The organism is Bacteroidales bacterium (assembly GCA_031275285.1).
Lineage (GTDB): Bacteria > Bacteroidota > Bacteroidia > Bacteroidales > UBA4181 > JAIRLS01.
On sequence record JAISOY010000042.1, the window covers coordinates 56,623 to 74,269 of the forward strand.

The 17,647-nt window shown below is 39.0% G+C and carries 20 protein-coding genes, 1 other RNA gene and 1 pseudogene; 11 read left to right on the forward strand and 11 right to left on the reverse strand.

Annotated elements, in window-relative coordinates; all coding sequences use genetic code 11:
* The first annotated feature begins 66 nt into the window (after positions 1 to 66).
* The 7 genes from LBQ60_04060 to LBQ60_04090 all read left to right on the forward strand — a co-directional run bounded on the left by LBQ60_04060 (position 67) and on the right by LBQ60_04090 (position 6,315).
* On the forward strand, positions 67 to 639 hold the full coding sequence (locus tag LBQ60_04060) for a hypothetical protein (GenBank protein MDR2037077.1): 573 nt from the start codon (positions 67 to 69) through the stop codon (positions 637 to 639).
* Between the two features lie 99 nt (positions 640 to 738).
* Positions 739 to 1,212 (forward strand): hypothetical protein, encoded by a 474-nt coding sequence (locus LBQ60_04065; GenBank protein MDR2037078.1) that lies wholly within the window; start codon positions 739 to 741, stop codon positions 1,210 to 1,212.
* Between the two features lie 389 nt (positions 1,213 to 1,601).
* Positions 1,602 to 2,048, forward strand: coding sequence for a hypothetical protein (locus LBQ60_04070; GenBank protein MDR2037079.1), 447 nt, complete (start codon positions 1,602 to 1,604; stop codon positions 2,046 to 2,048).
* 464 nt (positions 2,049 to 2,512) lie between these two features.
* Positions 2,513 to 3,784: a peptidoglycan DD-metalloendopeptidase family protein gene (locus LBQ60_04075; protein ID MDR2037080.1), complete on the forward strand. Its 1,272-nt coding sequence runs from the start codon at positions 2,513 to 2,515 to the stop codon at positions 3,782 to 3,784.
* Between the two features lie 169 nt (positions 3,785 to 3,953).
* A complete protein-coding gene (locus LBQ60_04080) occupies positions 3,954 to 4,358 on the forward strand; it encodes a glycoside hydrolase family 99-like domain-containing protein (GenBank protein ID MDR2037081.1) in 405 nt (134 codons plus the stop codon).
* A 74-nt stretch (positions 4,359 to 4,432) separates the two neighbouring features.
* Positions 4,433 to 5,623, forward strand: a complete 1,191-nt coding sequence (locus tag LBQ60_04085; protein ID MDR2037082.1) for a glycoside hydrolase family 99-like domain-containing protein — start codon at positions 4,433 to 4,435, stop codon at positions 5,621 to 5,623.
* Between the two features lie 89 nt (positions 5,624 to 5,712).
* Complete coding sequence (locus LBQ60_04090; GenBank protein ID MDR2037083.1) at positions 5,713 to 6,315, forward strand: hypothetical protein; 603 nt, start codon at positions 5,713 to 5,715, stop codon at positions 6,313 to 6,315.
* A 150-nt stretch (positions 6,316 to 6,465) separates the two neighbouring features.
* On the opposite strand, the pseudogene LBQ60_04095 reads toward LBQ60_04090, so the two are convergent.
* The 7 genes and pseudogenes from LBQ60_04095 to panC all read right to left on the reverse strand — a co-directional run bounded on the left by LBQ60_04095 (position 6,466) and on the right by panC (position 11,737).
* Positions 6,466 to 6,633, reverse strand: a pseudogene (locus LBQ60_04095) (MFS transporter).
* 92 nt (positions 6,634 to 6,725) lie between these two features.
* Entirely contained in the window at positions 6,726 to 8,201 is a 1,476-nt protein-coding gene (locus LBQ60_04100) for an MFS transporter (protein ID MDR2037084.1), read from the reverse strand.
* 18 nt (positions 8,202 to 8,219) lie between these two features.
* Positions 8,220 to 8,900, reverse strand: coding sequence for a bifunctional 4-hydroxy-2-oxoglutarate aldolase/2-dehydro-3-deoxy-phosphogluconate aldolase (locus LBQ60_04105; protein MDR2037085.1), 681 nt, complete (start codon positions 8,898 to 8,900; stop codon positions 8,220 to 8,222).
* A 147-nt stretch (positions 8,901 to 9,047) separates the two neighbouring features.
* On the reverse strand, positions 9,048 to 9,506 hold the full coding sequence (locus LBQ60_04110; GenBank protein MDR2037086.1) for a hypothetical protein: 459 nt from the start codon (positions 9,504 to 9,506) through the stop codon (positions 9,048 to 9,050).
* Between the two features lie 3 nt (positions 9,507 to 9,509).
* Positions 9,510 to 10,541, reverse strand: coding sequence for a flippase-like domain-containing protein (locus tag LBQ60_04115; GenBank protein MDR2037087.1), 1,032 nt, complete (start codon positions 10,539 to 10,541; stop codon positions 9,510 to 9,512).
* Positions 10,541 to 10,894, reverse strand: coding sequence for an aspartate 1-decarboxylase (locus tag LBQ60_04120; protein ID MDR2037088.1), 354 nt, complete (start codon positions 10,892 to 10,894; stop codon positions 10,541 to 10,543). The genes LBQ60_04115 and LBQ60_04120 overlap by 1 nt, the downstream gene beginning before the upstream one ends.
* A 6-nt stretch (positions 10,895 to 10,900) precedes the next feature.
* Positions 10,901 to 11,737 carry a pantoate--beta-alanine ligase gene (gene panC, locus LBQ60_04125; protein ID MDR2037089.1) on the reverse strand — a complete coding sequence of 279 codons (837 nt, stop codon included), beginning with the start codon at positions 11,735 to 11,737 and terminating at the stop codon, positions 10,901 to 10,903.
* A 288-nt stretch (positions 11,738 to 12,025) separates the two neighbouring features.
* Between panC and LBQ60_04130 the strand changes: the two genes are divergently transcribed.
* Positions 12,026 to 12,523 carry a hypothetical protein gene (locus LBQ60_04130; GenBank protein ID MDR2037090.1) on the forward strand — a complete coding sequence of 166 codons (498 nt, stop codon included), beginning with the start codon at positions 12,026 to 12,028 and terminating at the stop codon, positions 12,521 to 12,523.
* Between the two features lie 92 nt (positions 12,524 to 12,615).
* On the opposite strand, the gene LBQ60_04135 is transcribed toward LBQ60_04130, so the two are convergent.
* A complete protein-coding gene (locus LBQ60_04135; protein MDR2037091.1) occupies positions 12,616 to 12,918 on the reverse strand; it encodes a hypothetical protein in 303 nt (100 codons plus the stop codon).
* 177 nt (positions 12,919 to 13,095) lie between these two features.
* Here LBQ60_04135 and xth point away from each other — a divergent pair, with 177 nt between their 5' ends.
* A complete protein-coding gene (xth, locus tag LBQ60_04140) occupies positions 13,096 to 13,866 on the forward strand; it encodes an exodeoxyribonuclease III (protein ID MDR2037092.1) in 771 nt (256 codons plus the stop codon).
* On the opposite strand, the gene LBQ60_04145 is transcribed toward xth, so the two are convergent.
* From LBQ60_04145 to LBQ60_04155, 3 genes are all read right to left on the reverse strand, one after another.
* Positions 13,863 to 14,468 (reverse strand): hypothetical protein, encoded by a 606-nt coding sequence (locus LBQ60_04145; GenBank protein MDR2037093.1) that lies wholly within the window; start codon positions 14,466 to 14,468, stop codon positions 13,863 to 13,865. The genes xth and LBQ60_04145 overlap by 4 nt on opposite strands.
* Positions 14,469 to 14,507: 39 nt before the next feature.
* On the reverse strand, positions 14,508 to 14,822 hold the full coding sequence (locus LBQ60_04150) for a hypothetical protein (protein MDR2037094.1): 315 nt from the start codon (positions 14,820 to 14,822) through the stop codon (positions 14,508 to 14,510).
* 129 nt (positions 14,823 to 14,951) lie between these two features.
* A complete protein-coding gene (locus LBQ60_04155; GenBank protein ID MDR2037095.1) occupies positions 14,952 to 16,262 on the reverse strand; it encodes a tetratricopeptide repeat protein in 1,311 nt (436 codons plus the stop codon).
* Between the two features lie 259 nt (positions 16,263 to 16,521).
* Between LBQ60_04155 and LBQ60_04160 the strand changes: the two genes are divergently transcribed.
* The gene (locus LBQ60_04160; protein ID MDR2037096.1) at positions 16,522 to 17,115 is read left to right on the forward strand and encodes a DUF2179 domain-containing protein; all 594 of its coding nucleotides are present in this window, start codon (positions 16,522 to 16,524) and stop codon (positions 17,113 to 17,115) included.
* 131 nt (positions 17,116 to 17,246) lie between these two features.
* Positions 17,247 to 17,594, forward strand: an RNA gene (gene rnpB, locus LBQ60_04165) — RNase P RNA component class A.
* Positions 17,595 to 17,647 lie beyond the last annotated feature (53 nt).

Here is a 17,647-nt window from a genome sequence, read left to right on the forward strand (position 1 = left end):
GTGAATGATATTTTGTTCTTTGAAAATATTGAGCTAAGGAAAGCATCACAAAGTAAATAAATGAAAATGAAAAAGGTAAAAATATGGAAGAAGAGTGGAATGGAAATAGGTAGTTGGATATTTTGCTTGCTTTTTGTGTTAATAAGCGTAAGCTCTTCCGCACAAAAAATAAATGAAGCAAGATATACATATTACATTTCTGATGTTGAATACGAAATTATCCAATTGAATATCCACAATGATACTCGCGAAAAAATACTTTTGTGGTTTGAAAAGGATACTACTATTCAAAAAAAGTCTATTGGCGATAAAGTTAGGAATTATTTTTTTTCGGTTAAAAGTGATTTTTCTTTAGTAAGGGTGATAACCGAATATGGCAGTACCTTGATAGGATTTGAAACGGATTTATTTTTTACATTTTACAAAATAATCGAACCACAAAAATCATTCTTAATACAGGTGATATGTAAAATTCCGAACAATAGGGATATTGTTAAATCATTGAAAAAAATGATAATAACGGCTACACCAATGCAAATGGAAAAAGAAAGAATGAATATTTTTGAGATTGCTGGCTTGGAACAGCTTTCTTTTCGGTTTAATACATTGGTAATTGATGGTCAAACCCTGCATTTGTAAACCGACAGAAAGCAAAGAATTCCAGTATCTCCGTAACGTGTCTCGTCCTGAAATAGCGTTACGTGACATCTATTTGTAATTTTAAATGAAAATAACTTAGTGAGAACTCACACAGGCATTCTCTCGGTAGATGATAAAATCAACAAAAGATCAATAAAAATGAAATATTTGTTATTGTTATTCATAGTATTCATCTGTTATTCCTGTAAATCAGTCGAGCCAATCAGTAAAAATGAAGAACAGTCATTTTATAAGATAAAGAATATAAAGAAAGAAAAGTTTTATTATATAATAAGTGCTGTAAGAAATGATTCTTTATTTAAGATTATTCAAGACAGGGATCCATCAGAAATAGGTAATTGTTCAAATATAAAACCTGGGAAAAAATATAAATTAGAATTAAAAATTTTTTTCCCTCCAGATTCTATATTTGGGATACCGGTTACAGGTGACTATAGTACTCGAGTAAGGAGTGTCGGTTTGAAGGGAATTACTATTAAGATTTCTGAAAGATATCATGATAGATTATACCTGGCTAAAAATTTAAAAGGATTATGCATTATAAAAGATTGAAATATCAATTATTTTTAGAATATGGTAATGATTAAAATAATATATCATTTCCGATGTCTCTTGTTAAGCGGAACATAAGAGATGAAAGTTAAAGGTAAATATTTTACAGTTCTGAATATAGCCAAATATGTAATTTGGCAGATGAATATAAAACTCACATACCTATATTGTAAACGAAAAGTATTTAGTTGATCTGTTGTCAGCTAAGTTCGGCATACCGGGTGTCACGGCCACTTCCTCCTTGCCCGAATCTGGACTGAACTCAGCGGAGTGTTCTCAACCATTGGAGGTAAAATTATTCCAGTGCATTTATTACACAACACTCATAAAAAGAAGAAATAGTTATGAAATATTTGACAGGTTTGTTGTTATTGATACAATCATGTTCTATGGAAAATGAAGAATTCATAAAAAAGATTATATCCGATTTTGATAGATATAGCTTTTTTGTATCCATAGAGGTTGAAAGTCCTGAATACAGAGGGAGGGTAATTATTGAAAATGACGATTTGTATCACTATTATAATCAAACTCAAAATATTGATAAAAAGAAATATCAAGAAATAATGCATAGGATGTTGCAGAAAGAACTAACACTAAAAATTAAAAACGAGGATTTTAATCGATTTAACTTTTTTAAAGTGCTTAATGATGCAACTATTATTGCCAATACTCAAAAGGGTGTTGATAATTTCATAAAAGTCTATTTTAATGGAAGGGTATTGAAAGATGATATTACAGATAATGAGCGTTATGCTATTATAAATCAATTGTATCATTTCAATGTTTTAAGTAAAATTGATGATGAAACAGGTTATTTGGTTCTGTATAAATGATTATCAATGAAGCAGAATGGTATATTGAATTTTTATTAGTATGGATTTTTAAAATAGCTTTAAAAATAAAAGATATAGAAAAGTCATCGTGTGATTAAGATAGAAACCAGAGATAGTTATTTAATTTATAGGAAGAATACATGGAATTAATTAGGAGACTTACAGTATGAAAAGAGAAATTTCTTGATTTTCTTGTAAAAAATCATCATTAAGATTAGCCGGTGACTGGAAGGATAATTGGTTGGCTTGTCCGATGAATAATGAAGAAACGATAGTTGGTAAAGATGTGTCAAAAGTTGAAAATAACGGAATATGGTTTGTGATGGCAACTTTTTTCTTAGTTAGATGACAAGGTGTCCTAAAAAAATATAACCCAGGCAAAAATAATCAACAAGTTTTGCAGGTTAGGTTTGAATCCACTAACTTGCGCGATATGTAATGGACAGAAATCAAAGTAGACAAAGTTGAAAGATAATAACAGAAAAAATAAATTAATATACCTGCTTATTCCGCTCGTGGTTATCATTGGAGTGGTGATCGGGATCCGTATGTGTTCGGAGAATAATTTAAAAAAGAAACTGGAAGAAGAGTCCATAACCGAAGTCATTGACAGTACGGAACTGGAGCAAAAGCATTATAAATATGGTATTCCCAGTGAGAATTTTGAGGTGGTCGAAGATGTAGTTGGGAAAAACCAGAATCTTTCAGCCATCCTTCAAAGATATAGGGTTTCTCCTGCTAAAATTCATGAAGCCGTCTTATCCTGTAAAGAGATCTTTGATGTCAGAAAGATCCGGACAGGCCATAAATACACTCTTTTTCTTGCCAATGACAGCCTGAAGACCCCTGAGTTTTTTATTTATGAAAAGAACAACCTTGAATATGTCGTGATAGATTTCAAGGAGCAATGTAATGCTTATGAAGGCAGGAAAGATGTGGAAATGATGGAACTTACCGCTAAGATCGGAATCAGCAGTTCTTTATGGAATGCCATGAAAGATGCCGGAACCAATCCGAACTTAGCCATCACCCTTGCAGATATTTATGCATGGTCAATTGATTTCTACGGCATAGCCAAAAACGATTCCATCCGCGTAATCTATGACCAACCTTTTGTTGAAGGCGAACCCCTGACGGATTTTACAGTAAAGGGAGCTGTTTTCAGGCATATGGGTAAAGATTATTATGCCATACCTTATTTACAGGAAGAACGCATTGCTTTCTTTGATGAAAATGGTAACAGCCTGCAAAAAGCATTTCTGAAAGCTCCTTTAAAATATTCCAGGATATCTTCGGGATTTTCAAATAGCCGTTATCATCCGGTGCTTAAAATCAACAGGGCTCATCATGGAGTAGACTATGCAGCTCCTACCGGAACACCTGTTTATACTATAGGCGATGGAACCGTCACCAAAAAAGCATTTCAGAAGAACGGAGGAGGAAATTATATTACCATCAAACACAACAGTGTATATTCCACCACTTATATGCATCTATCCAAATTTGCCAAAGGAATTAATGTCGGCAGCCGGATAAAACAGGGAGATGTTATCGGATATGTGGGTAGTACAGGATTATCAACCGGCCCGCATCTCGACTTCCGGGTCTATAAAAATGGCCAGCCCATTAATCCGTTGAAAATGGAATCCCCATCCAAGGAGCCCATATCTGCTGAGAATATGGATGAATTTCTTGTACTCAGGGATTCCCTTGTATCCAGATTAAATACACTCTGATTTTACATTAGATGTAAGTGTAACGATATCGGATGATCATCGAGCAGACAAGGGATATTCGTTTTTAAGGAAGGGTTTTGGTATTTTCAGGAAAAGGATGGGTATCTCAGGGGGTGTAAAAGAAAAAATATATACTTTTGGGTAATTCACCTTAAACCGTACTTATTCCATGAAAAGGATCAGGAATAGTTTCATTCTGCTGTTGTTACTGTTCATTTGCTGCAAAAGCAGGACAGTAGATGCCGATAAGGTAACAGTAGCCTGTTATTATTTCCCTAATTACCATACCCGCGATACGACCGATCTTTGTATCAGTCGGCAGCATTTTGAGAACTGGTCGGAATGGGAACTGGCGGGTGGATATCCTTATAGCAACACAATAGGCAACAATACGCCGGAAAATTTCAAAACCGTATTGCAGATGACTAAAGATAAGCTGTTGTCCGAACCTGACGGACTCCGGATTTTGAATATCAATTGCTGGAATGAGTGGACCGAAGGGAGTTATCTGGAACCCGATACAAAAACCGGTATGGCTTATCTGAATGCTGTCAGGGATGTTTTTTATCCCTGAATAAGTGTTGTGTGTTCAGGAAAGTGATGGGATGCTCAATAAATCATTAGTTTAACCAAATAATAATTATCTGAATGAGACATTTAACCCGATTATTTTTACCGCTTTTTCTTTGTTTGATTGCCGGTCATCCGCTCCAGGCACAGAAAAAGACAAAAGAGTCAGTCCGGAAATATGATATAGCTGCATTTTTGTATCCGGCATATGCATCGGACGATCCGCGTTTACGACCTTTCTGGCCTCATGGGATTGGCGAATGGGAAACGGTGGCCAATATGCAAAAAAGGCATCCCGGGCATTACTGGAACAGGAAGCCACTCTGGGGATATATCAATGAAGCTGATCCGAATGTTATGGCCATGGAAATAGATGTCGCTACAAAGCATGGTGTAAATGTATTTATCTTTGACTGGTACTGGTATGATGGCCGCCCGTTTATGGAAACCACACTGGATAACGGTTTCCTGAAAGCTGAAAATGTAGGCAAGATGGAATTTTACCTGATGTGGGCCAACCATGAGGTAGTGAATGTGTGGGACACCCGTCTGGCTGATGTCAATGAACATAATGTCATCTGGACAGGTCAGGTAGACCGGCAGGAGTTTGAGAAGATCTGCAAAAGAAATATCGAGAAGTATTTTAAACATCCGCAATATTATAAGATTGACGGAAAACCGGTATTCATGATTTACGATATTCCCCAGTTGATTGCCGGATTAGGCGGATTCGAACAAACTATCGATGCGCTGAAATGGTTTGAGAAGGAAACTAAGAAAGCCGGTTTCCCGGGACTGGACCTGCAATTAACGATGTGGGTGGTCAATGTAAATTATAGTGGAGTGGACGGCAGTAAAACCCAGAATCCGGAAAACGATTTTGTGAAAAGACTCGGATTTACCAGTGCAACCCATTACCAGTTTGTTCATTTTACGAATGTAAACCGCGACTATATGGAGATTATGGAAGATGTAAAAAAGGAATGGGCGCGGATCGATACCACTTTCAGCCTGACTTATTATCCCCATATCAGTGTAGGATGGGACAACAGTCCACGTACCGGAAAAAGCGCCGTTGTGAAAAATAATACCCCCGAAAATTTTGCCAAAGCCCTGAGGATGGCCAAGGAATATGTAGACAATCACCCCAAACAGGTACCACTTATCACAATAAACAGCTGGAATGAATGGACCGAAACCAGTTATCTTCAACCATGTAATGTATTTGGGTATGGATACCTTGAAGCCGTTAAAGAAGTCTTTAAGTGATACCGGTTTCATATGACTATTAGTAAATCCCTGTTTTCTTGGCAGATAAGTAAATTGTATTTTTTCTTGGTTTAAATAAATTTGAAGAGGTGAAAGATAGTCTGAAGATCATTTGTTTATTATTTATCATTTCTATATGTATTTGTTGTAAAACAAATACATCATACAAAATCTACGATCCGGTAAAAGATAAAGATAAAGAATTAGAAATTAGAAAAAGAAGATTCTTAAGCAATAAAAAAAATCCAGTGAAGGATTCGGCTTTATATGCAAATTTTGATATAGGGGTGGATGCCTTTTCTTATATCGTAAAAGGAGAATTGTCCGGTACTCTTTTGTTCATATGTAATAATGATTTTTATCCCAGCTATAAAATAGAGTTTGATAGTATATCATATTCTTTTGTTATTAATTATGATTCTGAAAAGATCATACATATTGTTACATCTGACAAACATTTTATTTGTAATGGATATAAGATAGGTGATATAATGGATACTGCTAAAATTGAAAGGGAGAAAATATTAGTGAGATCAGGATGGGGGTATTATTATCCGTTAGAGAACGGATGGAATGCTTTTGTTGGAGGTTCAGATAGTTTGAATTATACAATCACATCTTTTTTTAAAACTATTTCGAAAGGAGAACCTATAAATGAATATGAGAAAAGAATAAATGAATTTATAAAATAAATTAAGTATTTTCCTTTGTTAGGCAGAATGCAACAGATGTTCGCTAAGTATATTTGACATCACAGATTTACTCATCGGGCAGATAGGGCTTATCTCCCGTTCAGAGCATAGTTTGTAACTAGTCTGTCTTTTTGTTAGATAAAAATAAGCTTATTCAACAACAATAGGTTGGTATTTCGGTACCAGTGATTTCATAATTACCCAGCCGATCAGGTAGGCTACGGCGCAGATACAGAAAATGATAAAGTATCCGGCATTGATACCTGTAAATCCAAGAAATGACATATTTGATTCAATCGAACAATCAAATAGTTTTCCCCCGTTTGGCGTAGTTTGTACCTACATAGAATGAGAATAATAAAAAAGCCACTTTTTTTGAAGTGGCTTTTTTATATCAGAATAAAGTAAGTTTATTCAACAACAATAGGTTTGTATTTCGGTACCAGTGATTTCATGATCACCCAGCCGATCAGGTAGGCTACGGCACAGATACAGAAAATGACGAAATATCCGGCCGGCTTTCCTTCGAAACCGAAAAAAGTCATGTTCGTTTCACCGGCATATACAAAAAGTTTACCTGCCGATTTTTGTAAAATCATAGATCCTACACCACCGGCCATACCACCGATACCAGTAATTGTAGCAATGGCGCCTTTAGGGAACATATCGCCTATGGTCGAAAATAAATTGGCACTCCATGCCTGATGGGCGGCACAGCCGATTGAAATGAGCAAAACGGGGATCCATGCGGCATGTTTACCCAGGTGGGCAAACTGTATTCCAAGTGGCTGCGCAAGTAGCACTGCGAGTGGGAAAAACGCAAATATCAACATGGCTTTCATTCGAGCTGCGTAAGGGTCTTGCCCACTACGGTTAATGAATATTGTAGGCAGTTTTCCTCCCAGGATTGATAAAACGGTAACAATGGCATAAAGTGTAAAGATAAGTGCCATTCCGAGGCCTTCAGATGTCTTGATCCCGAATTGCGTACTCAGGTATGAAGGGGTCCAGAACAAAAAGAACCACCATACGCCGTCCGTCATAAATTTCCCGGCAGCAAACGCCCATGTTTGTCTAAATGTAAAACACTTTAGGAAAGGTATTTTTGTCTCTTCTGCTTCTTGTTTTGCCAGTTGTTTTTTTTCTTGTTCCTCATCTTTATCCTGATTGATATATTCAAGTTCAAGAGCATTAACCCGTTTGTTTTTTTCGGGTTTATCATAAAGGAATACCCAGAATGCCATCCAGATAAAACCTAATGCCCCGATAACAATGAAGGCCATTTCCCAACCGAAATATTTTGCAAGGGGCGGGATACTCAGGGGTGCAAAAAGTGCACCGATCGAAGCACCTGCATTGAAGATGGAAGTAGCAAAAGCCCGGTCCTTTTTGGGAAAATATTCGGCAGTGGCTTTGATGGCGGCGGGAAAGTTTCCGGCTTCACCAAGTGCGAGGATAGCCCGTGCCACAAGGAAACACCACATACTTACCGTGGCGATGACTACAGCTACATCACCTGTGGCGGCAGCCAACTCTGCGGCGGTATGCATTCCTACCCATGATTCGGTAACAAGTCCGCAAGCAGCATGAAGACAAGCACCCACACTCCATACGCCAATGGACCAGAGGAATCCTTTTTTGGTACCCATCCATTCGACGAAGCGACCTGCAAAGAGCATACAGATGGCATAAAAAATGGAAAAGAAAGACGTAATAGTACCATAATGATTTTCGTCCCAATGGAATTCAGGTTTGATAAATTCATCCCAGGTAAGAGACAATACCTGTCTGTCCAGATAATTGATCGTTGTTGCGAAAAAAAGCATGGCACAGATGGTCCACCTGTAGTTGGTCATTTTTTCACCTACTTTGTTTAATGTACTCATTCGGTATAGTTTATTTGATTAATTGGTTGATTTTCTTACTTTTTTCAGGATTGAGAATGCTTCCTGTACTTTTTGGGTGATGGCAGGCCAGTTTCCGGAAGCGATCACCTCTTTCGGGAATAAATTAGATCCCATACCTACGCAGGTAACTCCCGCGTCAAACCATGCTTTCAGGTTCTCTTCAGTCGGTTCGACACCACCGGTAGGCATAATGCTCGACCAGGGGCAGGGACCTTTTACGGCAGCCACGAACTTAGGGCCGCCGACTGAGGATCCGGGAAATATCTTGACAATTTCGGCACCCAGTTCTTCTGCACGGGAAATATCGTTGAGGGAGCCGCAACCGGGGCTCCAGGCAATCTTCCTGCGGTTACAGGTAACAGCCATATCTTCTTTCAGGACAGGGGAGACAACAAAATTGGCACCCAATTGTATGTACAAAGATGCTGTTCCGGCATCTACCACTGAGCCGACACCCAGTATCATTTCCGGAAGTTCTTTAAATACCCATTTGTTCAGTTCGGCAAATACCTCATGTGCGAAATCGCCGCGGTTGGTAAATTCAAATACCCGTACACCTCCGTCATAACATGCTTTCAGTACCTGTTTGGCAATTGCTGCGTCGGAATGATAGAACACAGGAATGATACCTGTCTCTTTCATTTTCAGTGCTACTTCAATTCTTGTAAATCGTGCCATTTATATAGATTATTGTATATCAGAATTCTCTCCAGATATTTCCCTGTGTGCGCACACGGAAAAAATGCCTCTCAAAACGCAAAAGTAATGGATATATCAAAATAAACAAATTATCCATGTAAATTAGGATGTTTTCTTTCCATTATTTTATAAGATCCCGTTGAATTCAAAAAATTTGGCGATACTGCCTTTTTGCATCAGGAACTGGTATCCGGGACTTTTTTTAACATCTTCTTTGTAGTCAACCAGGATATCCGGGCAGATCTGTTCGATCAACCTGGAAGGGCATTTTTCGTCAAGAAATACGACCATGGATACAAATACCATCGAAGCCAGGAATAAGGCTCTTTCCTGTTGGTTTTTGCGGGGTTTATAATGAGATGATTGCGTGATCAGGTCATCGGTACGTACTCCTACAATCAGGCGGCCACCCAGACTTGCGGCTTCCGCCAGATAATCAAGATGCCGGGAGTCAATGTCCTCAAAATTTCCGTAGGTGAAAACAATAGGCCATTCCCGGTGACGCCACCGGGCTACTTGCTGGGTCATTAAAACATCGTTGCTTTCTATTTTCGAACGAATAAATTGGGTAAAATCAGTTCTCACCGTTTACTTTTGTTTAGATATATTTATGGTATGATTATTCCTGAATTTTTTACTGTAGAATACAAAAATCAATGATACGCTTCCCAGTATAATGAGCACCAACGAAGTCGTGGAATGGGATATCGTGGCATAAACCATTCCATCTTCACGGGAAAGTCCGAATATGGTTAATCCCATCGAAACAATCCAATGATAAGCTCCAATACCTCCCTGTACCGGTATGACAAATGACAGCGTACTTAACACAAGAATGAACAGTGCATCGGACAAACCCAGTGATGACGTAACATTCAGGGAAAAGAACATGACATATGTCTGCAAGAAGTACATGGCAAATATAATGATATTTAATAACAGGAATGTACCAAAACTTTTCATTTTGTATATGGATTTGATCCCGTTGAATATTCCTGTCAACCAACCTTTTATTTTTCGTAACATGGTGATCTTTGCCAGTTGTGTCCTGAAGATTTTCCATATAAGGACAAATGCCAATATGGTCAGTACAAAAATGATGACGATCCAGATGATGCTTCTTTTCCCCGGAATTCTCTCTATCACCGGATCAAAGATATGATGTGTGATGAAACCACCCACCATGTCGAATTTTAATAATAATATGAGGAGCAGCATCAGTACGGCCATCAGCATATCGAATATCCTTTCGACGATGACGGTTCCGAATACCCGGTCGACAGGTAATTTATCGGTACGGTTCAATACTCCGCAACGCGTGATTTCACCGATCCGTGGAAATACGAAATTAGCCAGGTAACCAATATTGATTGCATGAAAGATATGGGACACTTTAGGACGCATATCCATGGGCGCCAGTAATAATCTCCACCGGTATGCCCTGAAGATCAAAGCCAGTACGGCAAACAGAACAGAAAACGCTACCCACCGGTAATCGGCCTGTTTGATCTGTAGCATGAGCTCTTTCAGGTCGATGCCACTAAAAGCAAAATAAAGCAGTGTAAGTCCTACTAAAAGAAAAAATATAAATTGAAGGGCTTTGACTAACTTGCGATTCACTATCTGACTAACTTGTTGGTTTCAGTATCGGGAAAGATCACCGTGGGAGAAAATGTTTTTGCTTCTTCAAAATCCAAGATGGCATAAGACATGATAATGACCACATCGCCTACGGCAACTTTCCTGGCAGCAGGTCCGTTAAGGCAGATCATCCCTGTTCCCCGGCTTCCCTTAATGACGTATGTGTCAAAACGCTCTCCGTTGTTGATATTGACTATGGAAACCTTTTCATTTTCGATCAGGTTGGCTGCATCCATCAGGTCTTCATCAATGGTGATACTGCCAATGTAATTAAGGTCCGCTTCAATAACAGTTACCCTGTGTATCTTGGATTTTAAAACTTCTATTTTCATCGTATCTCAATATGCAATGTTATCAATGAGCCTTACTTTTCCGGCAAATACGGCAATGCATCCCTGTAATGCGTTTTCCTGGTAGATTATTGCAGGTTGCAGGGATTCCCGGTCGACAATGTCAAAATATTCTACGTTCAACTCTTCAGAACGGTTGATCTGGTTGATCACCCATTCTTTCAAGTCTTTAAGAGGCATGGATGCCACCTTTTTTTTGCTTTCAAACAGTGTTTGTGCAATTAATGGGGCACTCTTTCTCTGGGCTGCGGTGAGGCGCGTATTACGGGAACTCATGGCCAGGCCGTCCGGTTCGCGGATGATCGGGCAAGCGACGATTTCTACGGGATAACCTAATTTTTTCACGATATACCGGATAATGGCCAGTTGCTGGAAATCCTTTTCACCAAAATAAGCTTTCTCCGGTTGAACCATATCAAATAATTTCGTGACTACCTGTGCAACCCCATTAAAATGGCCCGGCCGGAAAGCGCCTTCCATGACTTTGTCCAGCATGCCGAAATCGAATTGCCGGGTATCCTTTTCCGGATATATTTCATTGACCTCAGGAGCAAATAAATAATCGCAACCTACATCATTCAGTTTTTCAACATCTTCCGGAAATGTCCTGGGGTAGTTGACCAGATCATTCTGGTCGTTGAATTGGGTAGGATTTACGAAAATACTGGCTACTGTAACGCAGTTTTCTTTACGACACTGTTCTATCAGGGAAATATGTCCCTGATGTAAAGCACCCATGGTAGGAACGAATCCTATAGACATCCCTTTTTCTTTAAATGGATGCAACTCCTCAGCCAGTGCTCTTTTCGTTTCAAAAATCTTCATTCGTATGGACGAATATACTGTATGTATGCTGTTGCCGGCATATAATAAAACCGGTATATGCCCTCTTTCACGGCTACAAAGGTACAAGAATAATTAAAACGATAAGTGTGAAAAAGTCATAATATTAAAATTTATTGCCTTCGGGGAGACATTGTAAATGAAAAATTATCGCGGCACAATCCGGCTAATTCTATCGAATATTACTGCTACTAACAATATTCGGTATTATATTTGTACGGTGAAATAAAGTGAGATCGGCTATATAATGTTGAATATAAATAATTATGTATGAAAAAAATTTCGTATTTACTATTGATCCTATTTTTAGGAATTACAGCGTGTGAGGGACCAACAGGTCCGATGGGTCCGGCAGGTCCTCCAGGAGATGATGCGGGAGCGACACAATGGTGGAATATACCAATTGAGATCGACCGTAATGGATGGGAATTAGTGGGTAATGCAGGTGAGACCGGATCTTATTATATCGCCATCGTTGATATTCCCGAACTGACCGAAGATATTTATTTTGATGGGGCAATTATCTGTTATTACCGGTTTAATGAGGGTAATACTGAAGTGCTGACCACCCTTCCATATACTTATTATGACATCATAGATGATAATGGTACGGAATCAAGAGTGGCTGTACAATACTCCTATGATGTGACCCCTACCACTAAAGCAGGAAACGGAACAATTGCCCTTAAGCTGACTTTTAGCGATTTCCAGACAGGGGAATTTGGTCCTCCGGAAAAAGCTGTTTTTAGATTATCTTTGATTTATTAGAAGATGATAAGTTGTTTTCTTTAAACAAAAAACCGGAAAAGATATCTTTTCCGGTTTTTTGTTTAAAGATTTTGAGTTTTTATTCTTCCTTATTAATTGAAAGAAGAAAAACGGGTATATTTATCCTGTACGTTGATATAATAGGCTTTATACTTAATGTAGTGGTTTCCTTTCTGGTATTCCCACACCACATTTCCCGCCTTGTATATCTTTCCGATACAGGCTTCAAAAATGAGCGTATAATGTATTCCGGTAGCTTCGTATGCCTGTATGATCGATTTGAACAATACGCTACGGTCTGCAAAATGACCGATAACCGGAAGGTTGTATTTCCGTTGTTTTTTCTTTTTTTCTATTCTTGCTTTGATCTCCTCAGGTGTTGGTTGATGCATCATGACTTCAAATACTTTATAAATGATTAAATCAATGTCAAAGATATACCTTTATTCTCAATTTTACGAAGGATATGAAAAAAAGTTGCATTTTGAATGAATTTTTTCTTTCACATACAAAGAACGGGAATGTTATCCCGAATCATTATCTTTGTCTGGACTGTATTAATAATTTAGGATATGTTAAAAAGTATATATTCATATAATGTGAATGGCTTGCGTGCGGCCATGAATAAAGGATTTGACGAATGGTTACAGGATAAGCAGCCGGATATATTGTGTCTCCAGGAAACCAAGATACAGATGGAACAAGTTGATACATCTGTATTTGATCGCCTGGGTTATCGTCATTATTGGTTCTGTGCCGAGAAAAAAGGTTACAGTGGCGTATCTATTTTAACCAAGGACAAACCGGACCGGATCGTGTATGGTATGGGGGTTGATAAGTACGATGCAGAAGGACGTATGATACGGGCTGATTTCGGTGATGTGAGTGTCATTTCGGTTTATTTTCCTTCCGGTACTTCAGGAGAAGCCAGGCAGGCTTTTAAGATGGTTTTCCTGTCCGACTTTCTCGAATATATAGAGAACTTAAGGAAGGAACGTCCTAATCTGGTCATATCCGGAGACTACAACATAGCCCATACCGAAAAAGATATCAATTATCCAGAAAAGCACCATAAAATGTCTGGTTTTTTGCCGGAAGAAAGGGCATGGATGGACCAGTTCCTGGCACACGGATATGTAGACACCTTCCGGATGTTCCATAGCGAACCGAACCAGTATAGCTGGTGGAGTTACCGTTCACGGGCAAGGGAGAAGGATCTGGGATGGAGAATAGACTATAATACGGTGACGGAAAGTATGCGCGGAAGGGTCAAAGATGCGTCCATCATGCAGAGTGCCGTGCATTCCGATCATTGTCCTGTAATCGTATCGGTCGACATTTAAAACCAACCGACACGTACTGCGAAGGAAGCGCCGAATCCCCGAAAATCTTTATTTTCCATTTTTGGAAGGTCGATGCCGAATATTAATTGGTAATTGACACCCACACATATTTGTATGAAAGAAGTGATGTTCAGTTTTACCTGGAATGTAGGCATTATAATATTAATCCTGTCTCGGGAAACGGTCTCCTCCGTATCAGCATCCCGTAATGTTAGATATCCCCATCCGAATTTTGAGGCAACAGAGTACTGGAATATTCTTTTTGATAAAAAGGTTACTCCGGTAAATATACCTCCCTGTGTTAACACGATCCTCTTGTCTTTATAAAATTCATCTTCAGGGTGAATTTTATGAACTCCCAGGACGCGGCTACTATAGCCACCAAAATAAAAATTGTTCAATACCAAAGCTACATCTCCACCCACATAGGTAACATATTTGTTGAAAAAGGGACTGACACCGGAGTGAAAGCTGCCGAAAGCACTTACATATGCATCATGGCCAAGCAGTGTTTTCGTTTCCGATGATTGCCCTTCTTTTTCTTTTGACCAGCCCGGAAGAGTGACCGTCAGCATAAGGAAGAGAAAAAATATCCGTAACATTATTTCTGTGGTGTAATGTATGGTTTTTAAAGGTAGGATTTAATTTATATCATAAGACGAGAGCACGTTTCCGATAGCGACCGTTACCAGCATTTTGGATATTCTGAATTCACTTTTTTTTCGTTCGAGGTTTGCATAGAAAAACTTGGTATTCATTCGGTTGGCCAACTCATTGCTCAGTTCTGTAATCGCCTCGTTTTTTGCATTGTCAAGCATACATGTCGGGCGTGCATCAATTTGGCGGATAATTTCTATGGCTTCTTTAATCAAATCGATATACTGGTTAGCTATTTGGTCATCGTACAGATAAAAACTGTTGATCTTTTCCTGGATTTCGATTAATTGTTCCCTCATAATATTTTTATTATTATTCTGTTTGCAGAACATTTAATATTATATAATCAGCGAAAATACAATTTTTTTGCTAATGATTAGAAAATATGGAATAAAATCTTTTATCATCAGGAGAGAATACGACCGCTCCTATTGGGTGGTTGGTTTGTCCTTTTTTCCTTCTTCAAAAAATAAATCGATCCTTAGTTGTTCGATCCGGTCCATAGCATATACCTGGAATTTATTTCCTTCCGTTTCTTTCAGGTCTTTTTTATTTTTCCATGTGGGATCGGCCAGGTCCAGATACCTGATATACCAGTCCAGGGCTTGTTTTTTCCTGTTTCCCATATCATAGGATAAAGCGACTTCGTAGTAATTATCGATATAGGGCAGGGTTTTGGTTCCTTCGATAAACGATTTTGCGGCATCATCATAACGGTATAATCTCCGGTAGAGGAATCCCTTTTGCACTTCAGTCTTGTACTTAATAGTATCATAGTGTGCAATAATGCTATCCATATGTGCGAATACATCCAACCCTTTTTCTGCATTTCCGGTATACCCATGAACTACCCCCAGGTAAAGCATGGTATTCAGGTTATCCGGATCGGTTTTCAACGCCATGCTCATATATTTTTCAGCTGTCGAATAATCCATCAGGAAATAATTCAGCATGCCGTAGTGGCGACTGGTTGTGGTGCTTGTGTCGCCTAGTTCCAGTGTCTTTTCCAACGCTTTCATGGCATATTTGGTTCTACCTTGCCGGTACCAGGCAACGCCTGTTTGTTTCCAGGCTTCCACATTCATAGAATCCCTTTCAATGGCTTCTTTTCCGATATCGATCGCCTTTTCAGGTTGTTCCATGGAAATATAAATTTTCATCAATAATCCGTAAAGCGCCCTGTTGTTCGGATAACGATCCAGTGATTTTTGGTAACAACCGGCTGCATGATCCATACTATCCAACCGGAAATAGCAGTCTCCCATATTTTTATATACCAGCCAGTTAAGCGTATCCTGGTCAGTGACCTGTTTTAATAAATCCAACGCATTAGCGTATTTTCCTGCCGATTGCAACGCATTGGCCAAAGTTATTTTCCACCGGAGTTTTTCAGGTTCATCCGTAACCAGTTCTTCATATAGGCGAATGGCTGTGTGAGGTTGTCCGGATTGAAGGTAAAGCATAGCAAGAGCCGATTTTGCTTCGGTACTTTTTTCATTCAACCGGAGTGCCCGTTGGTATGAGAGAATTGCATGATCATAACGGTAGAGATTTTCGAATACTTTACCTTTTAAAAAATAAGAACGGTAATGGGTACTATCTTCCTCAATGTATAGATGTATCTTCCGTAATGCTTCTTCATATTGCCCCGATATGTATAACTCCCAGGCCTGATCGTAATTTTTATTTTGTGCGTAAAGCGTTGTGCAAAATAAAAAGCAGATGGTCATATATCTCATATTTTCCGGTTTTTGATGTAATGCAAATATAAACTAAAAGTATAAATGTGGAATTAAAAGTTTAGTTTTTTAGGAAAGAGAAGATGTATTCGGGTAGGGAGTAAATTAAATTATTGATAATATCAATTGATTACGTGGTATTTGTACAAAAATGTAAAAACCTGGGGTTATTAACATAAATTGTACCGTAAATTGAATTCTCTTTCTTATATTCGTACCGAATTAACGATTTCTTATTAAGAATTTTAAATTTAGCCTGATGAGTGATCTTTTTGACGGGCAAACCTATCAATATATAGTACTGCCGATAATTGTCTTTTTTGCACGGATCTGTGATGTTACACTGGGTACTTTACGTATTGTATTTGTTTCCAAAGGGAAAAAAAACCTGGCTCCGGTACTTGGATTTTTTGAAGTCTTTATATGGATTGTTGTGATCAGCCAGATATTAAAAAGCGTCGATAACTTTGTCTGTTATTTTGCCTATGCAGGAGGATATGCGGCCGGCAACTTTATCGGAATGCATATCGAAGAACGTATCGCCATAGGAGTTCTGTTGATCAAGGTCTTTTCATCCAAGGACCTGGTACCGTTGCAAAAAGAGCTTTCCCAGTCCGGATTTGGCACGACACTGATTGACGGAGACGGATCTGTTGGTAAAGTGAAAATTCTATATGCAGTCATCAATCGGAAAGCATTTGATAAGGTTGAAAAGATATTGACTGGTTTTGATCCTTCCTTGTTCTATGTCATTGAAGATGTCCGTTCGGCCAAGGCAGGTATCTTTCCTACGACCAAACGTTTCAATGCCCCGTTTCAGCGTGTACTCAGGCGTGCCCGTCCGGGGAAATAAATGAATAGTTTTTAAGCGGGAATTTATATATTTTCCGGAGATATGGTATCTTACACTATCTTTGCAACTTTTACTTGAATTGGATATTCGGATGATGTCCAACTTTATCAGGCATCATTCATATAAAGAAATAAGCAGGCCGTTCTATCGCAGCATTGCTGAGGAAAGTCCGGGCAACGCAGGGTACCATGCTTCCTAACGGGAAGCTGTCGTGAGGCAGATGAGCGTAACAGAAAATAACCGCCGTGCTTTCGGGCAGGGTAAGGGTGAAAAGGTAGGGTAAGAGCCTACCGGTTCCGGTGGTGACATCGGAAGCCGTACGCATCATGGGTTGTAAGGCCATGTATACCGTCGTTTGAGGGCGACCCGCCCGATGACGGGGGGTAGGCCGCATGATTCCGCTGGTGACGGCGGAACGAGATAAATGATAGAACCCGGGAAACCGGTGACAGAACCCGGCTTACAGGCCTGCTTTTTTATATAAAACCTATCTTTGGGAAAAGAGTTATCTTTGTATTTATAATAAATGCGA

What these genes read in the sequence shown, in the direction of transcription:
- LBQ60_04060 (MDR2037077.1), top strand. Translation starts at nt 67, where the DNA reads ATGAAAAAGGTAAAAATATGGAAGAAGAGTGGAATGGAAATAGGTAGT.
- LBQ60_04080 (MDR2037081.1), top strand. Translation starts at nt 3,954, where the DNA reads ATGAAAAGGATCAGGAATAGTTTCATTCTGCTGTTGTTACTGTTCATT.
- panC (MDR2037089.1), bottom strand. Translation starts at nt 11,737, where the DNA reads ATGAAGATTTTTGAAACGAAAAGAGCACTGGCTGAGGAGTTGCATCCA.
- LBQ60_04105 (MDR2037085.1), bottom strand. Translation starts at nt 8,900, where the DNA reads ATGGCACGATTTACAAGAATTGAAGTAGCACTGAAAATGAAAGAGACA.
- LBQ60_04120 (MDR2037088.1), bottom strand. Translation starts at nt 10,894, where the DNA reads ATGAAAATAGAAGTTTTAAAATCCAAGATACACAGGGTAACTGTTATT.
- LBQ60_04155 (MDR2037095.1), bottom strand. Translation starts at nt 16,262, where the DNA reads ATGAGATATATGACCATCTGCTTTTTATTTTGCACAACGCTTTACGCA.
- LBQ60_04145 (MDR2037093.1), bottom strand. Translation starts at nt 14,468, where the DNA reads ATGTTACGGATATTTTTTCTCTTCCTTATGCTGACGGTCACTCTTCCG.
- LBQ60_04100 (MDR2037084.1), bottom strand. Translation starts at nt 8,201, where the DNA reads ATGAGTACATTAAACAAAGTAGGTGAAAAAATGACCAACTACAGGTGG.
- LBQ60_04150 (MDR2037094.1), bottom strand. Translation starts at nt 14,822, where the DNA reads ATGAGGGAACAATTAATCGAAATCCAGGAAAAGATCAACAGTTTTTAT.
- LBQ60_04160 (MDR2037096.1), top strand. Translation starts at nt 16,522, where the DNA reads ATGAGTGATCTTTTTGACGGGCAAACCTATCAATATATAGTACTGCCG.
- LBQ60_04085 (MDR2037082.1), top strand. Translation starts at nt 4,433, where the DNA reads ATGAGACATTTAACCCGATTATTTTTACCGCTTTTTCTTTGTTTGATT.
- LBQ60_04135 (MDR2037091.1), bottom strand. Translation starts at nt 12,918, where the DNA reads ATGATGCATCAACCAACACCTGAGGAGATCAAAGCAAGAATAGAAAAA.
- xth (MDR2037092.1), top strand. Translation starts at nt 13,096, where the DNA reads ATGTTAAAAAGTATATATTCATATAATGTGAATGGCTTGCGTGCGGCC.
- LBQ60_04070 (MDR2037079.1), top strand. Translation starts at nt 1,602, where the DNA reads ATGGAAAATGAAGAATTCATAAAAAAGATTATATCCGATTTTGATAGA.
- LBQ60_04130 (MDR2037090.1), top strand. Translation starts at nt 12,026, where the DNA reads ATGAAAAAAATTTCGTATTTACTATTGATCCTATTTTTAGGAATTACA.